This window comes from Myxococcus xanthus (assembly GCF_013116825.1).
Taxonomy (GTDB): Bacteria; Myxococcota; Myxococcia; order Myxococcales; family Myxococcaceae; genus Myxococcus; species Myxococcus xanthus_B.
In genome coordinates this window covers 133280-142138 of the sequence record NZ_JABFNS010000005.1, presented here as the reverse complement: position 1 = coordinate 142138, position 8859 = coordinate 133280, and the positions used below count along the sequence as shown (strand labels likewise).

Here is an 8859-nt window from a genome sequence, read left to right as displayed (position 1 = left end):
GGAAGGGCTACGGCGACTACAAGAAGAAGCTCCTGGAGGCCTACCATGCGGCCTTTGGCCCGGCCCGGCAGCGGTACGCCGAGCTGGCGGCCGACCCGGGCGAGGTGGAGCGCATCCTCCAGGACGGCGCCAACCGGGCCCGGGCCGAGGCGAGCCGCCTCATGGACCAGGTCCGCAAGGCCGTGGGAGTCCCATGAGTCCGTGTGCCTGAACGGGCTTTCACTGCCGATTGTTTGACCCTCCTGGGGGGCACTGGTATGGGTGTGTGTCCTCCAGGCTCGTGCCCGCTGCCTAAGAAAGTCGGGCCCTTACGCGATGACGCGCCCCCACCCACACCGTTGACGCCACCCAGGACATCCGGTGAGTGAGGACCGTCGCTCGCCGGCCGATGAGGCCCCTCGTGAAGGGGAGTTGCCGCGGAGTCCTGGCGACAACTTCCGCATCGCGTTGCCCAATTTCGAAGGTCCGCTGGACCTGCTGCTCCATCTCATCAAGGAGCATCGGGTCGACATCTTCGACATTCCGCTGGCGCTGATTACGGAGAAGTACCTCGAGCATCTGGAGCGGATGCGGGAGATCAACCTCGACATCGCCGGGGAGTTCCTGGTGATGGCCTCCACGCTGGCGCACCTCAAGAGCCGCATGCTGTTGCCCCGGCAGGACGCCGTCTCGGCGCAGGAGGGGGCGGAGGTGCTCGCGGTCGCCGAGGAGGCCGAGGACCCGCGCGCGGAACTGGTGCGGCGCCTGCTGGAGTACCAGAAGTACAAGGACGCCGCTGAACAGCTCGCCACGCAGGACCTGCTCGGCCGCGACGTCTTCGCCCGCAACGTCCCGGTGGAGGCGGTGCCCATCCCCGAGGAGGAGGTGGGCCTCCAGGAGTTCAGCGTCCTCAAGCTGGTGGAGGCGCTCGACCGGGTGCTGGAGCGGTTGCAGCCCAAACTGCAGCACGAGGTGGTCCGGGAGCGCGTGACGCTGTCCGAGGCCATCCTCCGCGTAGTAGAGCGCCTGCGCCCGCATGGACAGGTTCTGTTCGAGAGCTTGTTCACGGAAGAGGAAACCCCGTCGCGACAGGAGGTGGTCATCACCTTCCTGGCCATCCTGGAGATGGTGAAGCGGCGGCTCATCCGGGTGGTGCAGGACGAGCCGCTGGGGCCCATCCTGCTGCTGCCCAACGGGGACGCGCTGGAGAAGCTGGCGCCCACGGAGGTCGACGACAGTGACTACCGGTAGCAACGGACCGCAGGACGAGACTCCCGAACCGGGCACGCCCGGTGGCCCCGGCCCGTTCTCCGAAGAGGAAATCGCTGCTGTCACGGGCCCCGGCCCGGCGGATGAGCTGGACGAGCTGGAAGCGGCCTCCATCGAGGAGGACTCGGACGAGGCGCCTCCGGACCTGGAGACGTCCTTTGAAAAGCTCCTCTCCAAGAGCCGCAAGCTGTCCACGGACCGCATCCGCACCGTCATCGAGAGCGTGCTCTTCGTGGCGGAGCGTCCGCTGTCGGTGGACGAGCTGTACATGGCCACCGGCATCGAGCGGGAGCTCATCGCCGAGGCCCTCAACCAGCTCTCCGGCATCCACCGCGACGGCATCAGCGGCATCGTGCTGTATGAAGTGGCCGGCGGGTGGCAGTTCCGGACGGACCCGCATTCGGGTGAATATGTCCGGCGTTACCTGCGGGTGAAGCCACAGCGGCTGACCCGGGCGGCGGTGGAGACGCTGGCCATCATCGCGTACCGGCAGCCGGTGACCCGGCCAGAAATCGAGGACATCCGCGGCGTGGACTGCGGCGCGGTCATCAAGGCGTTGATGGACCGCAAGCTGGTGAAGATCCTGGGCAAGCGTGAGGAAGTGGGGCGGCCCATCCTCTATGGAACGTCGCGCGAGTTCCTGGAGTTCTTCGCGCTGAAGGACCTGTCTGCCCTGCCCACGCTGCGTGAGTTCCACGAGCTGACGCAGGAGCACCGGGAGATCGTCGAGAAGGAAGAGAAGCCGGCGCCCCCGGCTGCGGGGACGGTGGAAGCGCTGTCGGACCCGGCATTTACGAAGCGGATGGAGAAGAGCGCGGCGGCCAGTGAAGCCGCGCTGGAGGACCTGGAAGAGGCCATGGCGGCCGCGGACCGGACACACAAGGTCAGCTCCAGCGTCCTGGACACGACGCCCCCGAAACCCGAGACGGGTGATACGACGGGGCCCAAGCCCGAGTGACGGGCAGCATGGAAGAAGGATGGTATGGCGGCCGAACGACTACAGAAGTACCTGGCCCGCGCGGGAGTTGCTTCGCGCCGGCATGCAGAAGAGCTGATTACCGCGGGCCGCGTCGCGGTGAACAACAAGACGGTGACGGAGCTGGGCAGCCGGGTGGAGCCCGGCACCGACCTGGTGACGGTGGACGGGACGCTCGTCACGCCTCCGAGTGAATCCTCCTACTTCCTGCTCTACAAGCCCGTAGGCGTCGTGACGACGCTGTCGGATCCGCAGGGCCGGCCCACGGTGGCCAACTACGTGGAAGAGACGGGCACGCGCCTGTTCCCGGTGGGCCGTCTGGACTACGACGCCGAAGGCGCGCTGCTGTTCACGGATGATGGGGCGCTGGCGCACAAGCTGACGCACCCCAGCTTCCAGGTTCCGCGCACCTACCTGGCGAAGGTGAAGGGCGCTCCGGACATGGCCACGCTGGACAAGCTGCGCGGCGGCGTGCGGCTCGAGGACGGCATGGCCACGCCGGTGTCGGTGAGCGTGTTCGAGGCCGCGGAGCGGAACACCTGGCTGAAGATTGTCGTGGCGGAAGGACGCCCGCACCTCATCAAGCGGCTGTGCGCGGCGGTGGGGCACCCGGTGGTGCGTCTGTTCCGTCCGTCCTACGCCGGCGTGGGCGTGGAAGGACTGCGCCCCGGTGAGCTGCGCCCGCTCAAGACGAGCGAGGTGGAGCTGCTGAACGCGGTGTCGGATGGTAAGGCCGCGCCGCCAACGGGAGAGCTGAGGCTGCCTCCGCGCCGGCATGGCCGGGCGGCTCCGGGCTTCGACTCGGACGATGAGGCGGAGCTGTCCATGGATGATGATGCGCCCGTGGCCGCCAAGCCCGCGCGCAAGGCGCCGGCCCGTGCGGCCAAGGCCGCGTCCGCGGGTGGTTCGAGCCTGGCGCGTTTCGGTCGGCCCAAGGCGGGGTCGGCCGAGGGCAAGCCCGCGCGCCGTTCGTTCGGTGGCGATGAGGGCGCGCCGCGTGGCCGTTCCTTCGGCGGTGACAAGGCTGGCGCGCCGCGTGGTCGTGCCGAGGGCCGCTCCTTCGGTGGTGACGAGGGCAGGCCCGCGCGCCGGTCCTTCGGTGGTGATGAGGGCAGGCCCGCGCGCCGCTCCTTCGGCGGTGACGAGGGCAAGCCCGCGCGCCGCTCCTTCGGCGGTGATGAGGGCAGGCCCGCGCGTCGTTCCTTCGGTGGCGACGAGGGCAAGCCCGCGCGCCGTTCCTTCGGTGGTGATGAGGGCAGGCCCGCGCGTCGTTCCTTCGGCAGTGACGAGGGCAGGCCCGCGCGCCGTTCCTTCGGTGGCGACGAGGGCAAGCCCGCGCGCCGTTCCTTCGGTGGCGACGAGGGCAAGCCCGCGCGCCGCTCCTTCGGCGGTGACGAGGGCAGGCCCGCGCGCCGTTCCTTCGGTGGTGATGAGGGCGCGCCGCGTGGCCGTTCCTTCGGCGGTGACAAGACTGGTGCGCCGCGTGGCCGCTCCTTCGGTGGTGATGAGGGCAAGCCCGCGCGCCGTTCCTTCGGTGGTGATGAGGGCAGGCCCGCGCGTCGTTCCTTCGGTGGTGATGAGGGCGCTCCGCGTGGCCGTTCCTTCGGCGGTGACAAGACTGGTGCGCCGCGTGGCCGCTCCTTCGGCGGTGACGCGGGCAGGCCTGCTCGCCGATCGTTCGGTGGCGCTGAAGGTGCGCCGCGTGGCCGCTCCTTCGGCGGTGACGCGGGCAGGCCTGCTCGCCGATCGTTCGGTGGCGCTGAAGGTGCGCCGCGTGGCCGCTCCTTCGGTGGTGACAAGACTGGCGCGCCGCGTGGCCGCTCCTTCGGCGGTGACGAGGGCGGAGCCCCCAAGAGCCGTGGCGCGGGTCGTCCGGAGCGCCGTGAGTGGAGCGCGGGCGGAGACGCCGCACCGCGGACTCGCGCACCGCGCGCGGGTGGCGAAGGCCGCCCGGAGCGCAAGTCGTGGGGGGCTGGCGGCGGTGCCGGCCGTGCCCCGCGGGGTGAAGGCCGTCCGTACTCGCCTCGTTCCGGTGGCGCGGGTGCGGGCCGCCCGGAGCGCCGTGAGTGGAAGCCTCGCGCCGAAGGGGCAGACGCTCCGCGTGGCCGGGGTGGCCCTCGCCGTGAGGGCTCCGAGGGCGGACGCCCCGCACGCAGCACCTGGACGCCCACCGACGAAAGCGGGAATCCCCGTGAACGCGTCGTCCGGGCCGGGGCTCGCAAGGGTCCTCCCGCCGAGAAGTCCGGCGGATTCCAGGACTGGGGCAAGAAGAAGGAGCGGGCGAGCGCCCCGAGTTGGAGCAATGAGCGTCCCCGCGGCGGCGCGGGCCGGCCGCCTCCCCGGGGGCCTCGCCGTCCGCGTTGATACATGACGCGGTGGATTGGGCGGGAATCGAGGGGGATTGATATAACCGGCGCCGACTCCTACACCGTTTCCCTCACCGGAGACCGATGCGAACCGGCGCGCGCCCCCTCATTCTCGCACTAGCCCTGCTCCTCGGCTGCAACGGCAGCAGGGACCAGCTTCTCGCGGACCTCCAGAGTCCTCGTCCGGAGGTCCGCGCTCTCGCGGTGAAGAAGCTGGCCGGGCAAGGCAACCCGGATGACCTCGTCCTCTTCACCCGCGCGGCGAAGGACTTTGCCGCCATCGTCCGGGCAGAGGCCGCCGTGGCGCTGGGAGAGAGCCAGGACGCCCGCGTCGTGGACCTCCTGGGCGAATTGCTCGAGGACCAGGACGAAGAGGTCCAGGGCCGCGCCGCCATGGCGCTGTCCAGGGTGAACAACGAAAAGGCCAAGGCGTACCTCACGCTCCAGTACGGACGGCGGGGCCGGGCCACGCGTCAGGTCATCGTCCAGGCGCTGAAGAACGCCAACGTTCCGGGGGCCATGGCGGAGGTGGTCGCCGCCGAGGCTCGCTCCCAGTGGGACCGCAACCAGCTCGCGTTGACCGAAGGCGCGCTGCCCGAGCGCGTGGGCGCCGCCGAGGAGTTGGGCAAGAGCGGCCGTCCCGACGCCGTCAACCGGCTGCTGCCCTTGGTTCGCGACAGCCAGGTCATCCTCGCCGCCGCCGCCGTGCGCGGGCTGGGGGACGCCGGCGACAAGCGCGCCGTGAGCCCCATCGCGCTGCTGCTGGAGGAGAACTTCCCCGAACTGCGCGAGTCCGCCATCCACGCGCTGATGAAGCTTCAGGATCCGGTGGCCACGCAGCGCCTCCAGTTGGTGGCGGTGGAGAAGAGCGCCGTCAGCCCGCTGGCCATCGACGCCATCGTGTCTTTCCCCCGGACGCCGCAGACGGATGCTGCGCTGTGCGCCATCGTCATGGAGGGCGCACCGGCGGAGGCGCTCGTCGCGGGCCGGAGCATGCGCACACGCGGCGGCTGTCCGGTGGACGCCATTGGCGAGCGGCTGGCACGTCCGGCCACGGCCGCCAGTGGCCTCCAGGCCGTCGAGGGGCTGGGCCCCGCGGCGCTGCCGCTGCTCGGCAAGGTGGTGCCGTGGCTGAGCCATCCCGACGCCACGCTGCGCCTGCTCGCGGTGGAGGCCGTGGCGGAGGTGGGGGATGCCTCCGTGGTGCCCGCGTTGCAGAAGCTCTACGAGCAGGAGGTCAAGGGACTGGAAGCGCTGCGCGCCGACTGGGTGACCCAAGCGCTCCCGGAGAAGTTCGGCGTGGGGTTCGACCCTTCGACCATGCCGCCCACCCCGTCGACGCCTGGCCTGAAGGATGATCGGCCGGCGCGGCACGCGGACCTGCTGGGGCGGGTGAAGGAACTCAATGCCGCCCGGGTGCGTGAGTCCGGGCGGGACGTGGTGCGGCACCGCGTGCCCACCGAGCTGTACGACGACGTGGCTCCGGAGCGGCTGGTTCCGCTGGCGACGCTGCTGCGCGCGCTGGGGGCGCTGAAGGCGCCCGGAGCCCTGGAACTGCTCACCGGCTACACCCAGGACTCCAGCGCCGCGCTGCGCGTGGCGGCCCTGGTGGGACTGGCGCGGCTGGGCCCCGAGGGCGTCAACCTGGCCAAGGCTGGGCTCGTCGAGCCGGACCGTGACCTGCAGAAGGCCCTGGCCCAGGCGCTGGCGGAGGCCGGCGAGGCGGGGCAGGCCGCGCTCATCGAGGTGCTGCCGAAGATGGGGAGCGAGAAGCTGCTGGTGTTGGATGCGCTCACGCGCGCCGACGCTGTGCCGGGCTCCGCTTCCGCGCAGCTCCAGGCCGTGGTGCGCGAAGGTGGACCGGAAGCGGCGCTCGCGGCGGCCCTGCTGGGACGGATTCAGGCGAAGGACGCCGTGCCCACGCTGGTGAAGGCGCTGGACGAGCCCAACAGCGTGGCCCGCCGCGACGTGCTGCTGGCGCTGGGGAACATCGGCGACGCGCAGGCGGCGGACGCGGTGGCCAAGGACCTGTTCCACGACCTGCCCGAGATTCGCGCCGCGGCGGCTTCGTCGCTCCGGAAGCTGGGCAGCGCCGCGCATGCGGACCAGTTGGAGGCCCTCAAGGCGGACTACTTCCGGACGGTGCGTGAGGCCGCGGGCGCCGCACCGGCGTCCGCGAGCACCGCGTCGGAGGGCGCTCGCTGATGGAGTTGCGCAAGCTCAAGGACAAGGCGTCCGAGGCTTTCACCAAGGGACGCTTTTCCAAGGCGGCGGAGCTCTACGAGGACTACTGCCGGGCCGAGCCCAAGGACCATCAGTCACGCCTGCGCTCCGGGGATGCCTGGGTGAAGGCGGGGCAGCGGGACCGGGCCATCTCGGCGTATCAATCCGCCGCGGAAGGCTTCGCGCGAGAGGGGTTCCTTCCGCGCGCCATCGCCGCGAGCAAGCTCATCCTCGAACTGGACCCCGCGCACCGGGGCGTGCAGCAGATGCTCGCGGACCTGTACGCGCGCCGGGGAACGCCCCTGGGCGCACGGGCCCGGGGCCCGATGAGCAGCGCGTCGTCCGTGACGGTGAAGACGCCCACCGAGCCTGCTGGGACGTCGCGCCTGCCCGAGACAGTGCGCGCGGCCGTCGCCGCCATTGATGGGGGGGAGGGGGAGGATGGTGCTTCGCCAGCCCCGTTGGCGGCTGGCGGTCCCGCGGTGGACCTGTCCGCGGAGCTGCCTCCAGAGTTGTTGTTGTTCACCGACGCGCCCACGCGTGGCACCGAAGAAGTCGTCCACTCGGTCGAGGTAGGACTGGCGTCGGAGGAGGGGACCGCTGGCGTGGAGTTGACGCTGGACCTGGAACCCCTCGTGGCGGCCTCAATTCCGCCCGCGATGCCCATCCGTGAGCCAGAAGCGCCGCCGCTCGCGACCCGGATTCCCGCTGTTCAACCCGGAGGCGCGCGTCCGGCGACGAGCGCGTTGCCGCCAGGATTGGCGCCACGCGCGTCGCAGCGGCTGCCCGCGGTGGGCGCTGCTCGCGCGCCCGAACCCGCACCGTCCTCACCGCCACGGTCCGTCTCGAACAGTGGTCGCTGGCAAGCCCTGTCGTCGCCCATCACCACGCAGGCAGCGCCCGCCGCTGCTGAAGCCGCGGCCTCCTCCGCCCCCCCAGGACTGCGGTCGCGCCGCGCCGAGCCACCGGCCCCCGCGGGCGCCACCGCGCTCCCGGGCCACGACCTGTCCCCCGCGCTGGGCGCCTCCTTCCGGACGGCGACGCGTCCGTCCTCCTTCACCGAGTTGGAGCTGGAAGCCGACTCCCTGTTGCACGCGGTGGAGCTGGCCGCGCAGGCGGGCTTGGATCGACAAGGCCTGGGGGCCACGTCCATCAGCGATGGCCTCGAGGATGAGATCTACAGCCTGACGGAGGAAGTCCCTCCCGAAGCGGGCTCCCTGGACGCGCTGCCCACGATTCCGCTCTTCTCGGACCTGCCTCGCGACGCCTTCATCGAGCTGTTCGAGCGTTGCCCGCTGCGCCGCTTCGGCCCGGGCGAGCGAATCATCGACCAGGGCAGCCACGGCGACGCTTTCTACGTCATCTGCGAGGGCGCGGTGCGCGTCTTCCGGACGGAGGGGGGCCAGCGCCAGGACATCGCGACGCTCGAAGGAGGCACCTTCTTCGGAGAGATGGCCCTGCTGTCCGGCGCGGCGCGCACGGCCTCGGTGGAGTCCGCGTCCGACGACACCCAGCTCCTGGAGATCTCCGCCAGCGTGCTCGCCGAGCTCTCGGGAAGCCACCCGCAGGTGGCTCAGGCCCTGAAGAAGTTCTGCCGGCAGCGCATGCTGACGAACGTGATGAACACGTCGGAGCTGTTCCGCCTCTTCGGGCGGAAGGACCGGCGCGCGCTCGTGGAGCGCTTCCGCTCCCGGGACGTGGAGCGTGACACCGTCATCATCCGTGACGGCGACGCGACGGACGGCCTCTACGTGGTCCTCTCCGGCGAGGTGGAGGTGCGCAAGGACGGCCACCTGCTGACGCAGCTCCGGGAAGGGGACGTATTTGGAGAGATTTCCCTGCTCCAGAAGACGCCTGCCACCGCGACCGTCACCGCCACCCGGCACACCACGCTGCTGCGGTTGCCGCGCGCCGACTTCGACGCGCTCATCTCCAGCCACCCGCAGATCCTGGCCCTGATCTCCGACCTGAGCGACGAACGGCTCCGGCGCACGCAGCGCGTGCTGATCGAAGCCGGCGTCGAGGAAGACCTCATCCTCGTCTGAC

At 70.9% G+C, this 8859-nt stretch carries 5 protein-coding genes and 1 pseudogene; all 6 read left to right on the top strand.

Going from position 1 to position 8859, the window contains the following annotated elements; all coding sequences use genetic code 11:
* A pseudogene (locus tag HNV26_RS02790) lies at nucleotides 1–197 on the top strand (tryptophan--tRNA ligase); the annotation flags it as partial.
* A gap of 163 nt (nucleotides 198–360) precedes the next feature.
* A complete protein-coding gene (locus tag HNV26_RS02785; RefSeq protein ID WP_171439536.1) occupies nucleotides 361–1230 on the top strand; it encodes a segregation and condensation protein A in 870 nt (289 codons plus the stop codon).
* A complete protein-coding gene (gene scpB, locus HNV26_RS02780; protein WP_171439535.1) occupies nucleotides 1217–2206 on the top strand; it encodes an SMC-Scp complex subunit ScpB in 990 nt (329 codons plus the stop codon). Before HNV26_RS02785 ends, scpB begins: the two co-directional genes overlap by 14 nt.
* A 24-nt stretch (nucleotides 2207–2230) precedes the next feature.
* Nucleotides 2231–4588 (top strand): pseudouridine synthase, encoded by a 2358-nt coding sequence (locus tag HNV26_RS02775; protein WP_171439534.1) that lies wholly within the window; start codon nucleotides 2231–2233, stop codon nucleotides 4586–4588.
* An 86-nt stretch (nucleotides 4589–4674) separates the two neighbouring features.
* Entirely contained in the window at nucleotides 4675–6795 is a 2121-nt protein-coding gene (locus tag HNV26_RS02770; RefSeq protein ID WP_171439533.1) for a HEAT repeat domain-containing protein, read from the top strand.
* Nucleotides 6795–8858 carry a cyclic nucleotide-binding domain-containing protein gene (locus HNV26_RS02765; protein ID WP_171439532.1) on the top strand — a complete coding sequence of 688 codons (2064 nt, stop codon included), beginning with the start codon at nucleotides 6795–6797 and terminating at the stop codon, nucleotides 8856–8858. The genes HNV26_RS02770 and HNV26_RS02765 overlap by 1 nt, the downstream gene beginning before the upstream one ends.
* The last annotated feature ends 1 nt before the right edge of the window (nucleotide 8859 follow it).

Bases quoted from the DNA above. Each gene is read 5' to 3' on its own strand.
- HNV26_RS02770 (WP_171439533.1), top strand. From the start codon at position 4,675: ATGCGAACCGGCGCGCGCCCCCTCATTCTCGCACTAGCCCTGCTCCTC.
- HNV26_RS02775 (WP_171439534.1), top strand. From the start codon at position 2,231: ATGGCGGCCGAACGACTACAGAAGTACCTGGCCCGCGCGGGAGTTGCT.
- HNV26_RS02765 (WP_171439532.1), top strand. From the start codon at position 6,795: ATGGAGTTGCGCAAGCTCAAGGACAAGGCGTCCGAGGCTTTCACCAAG.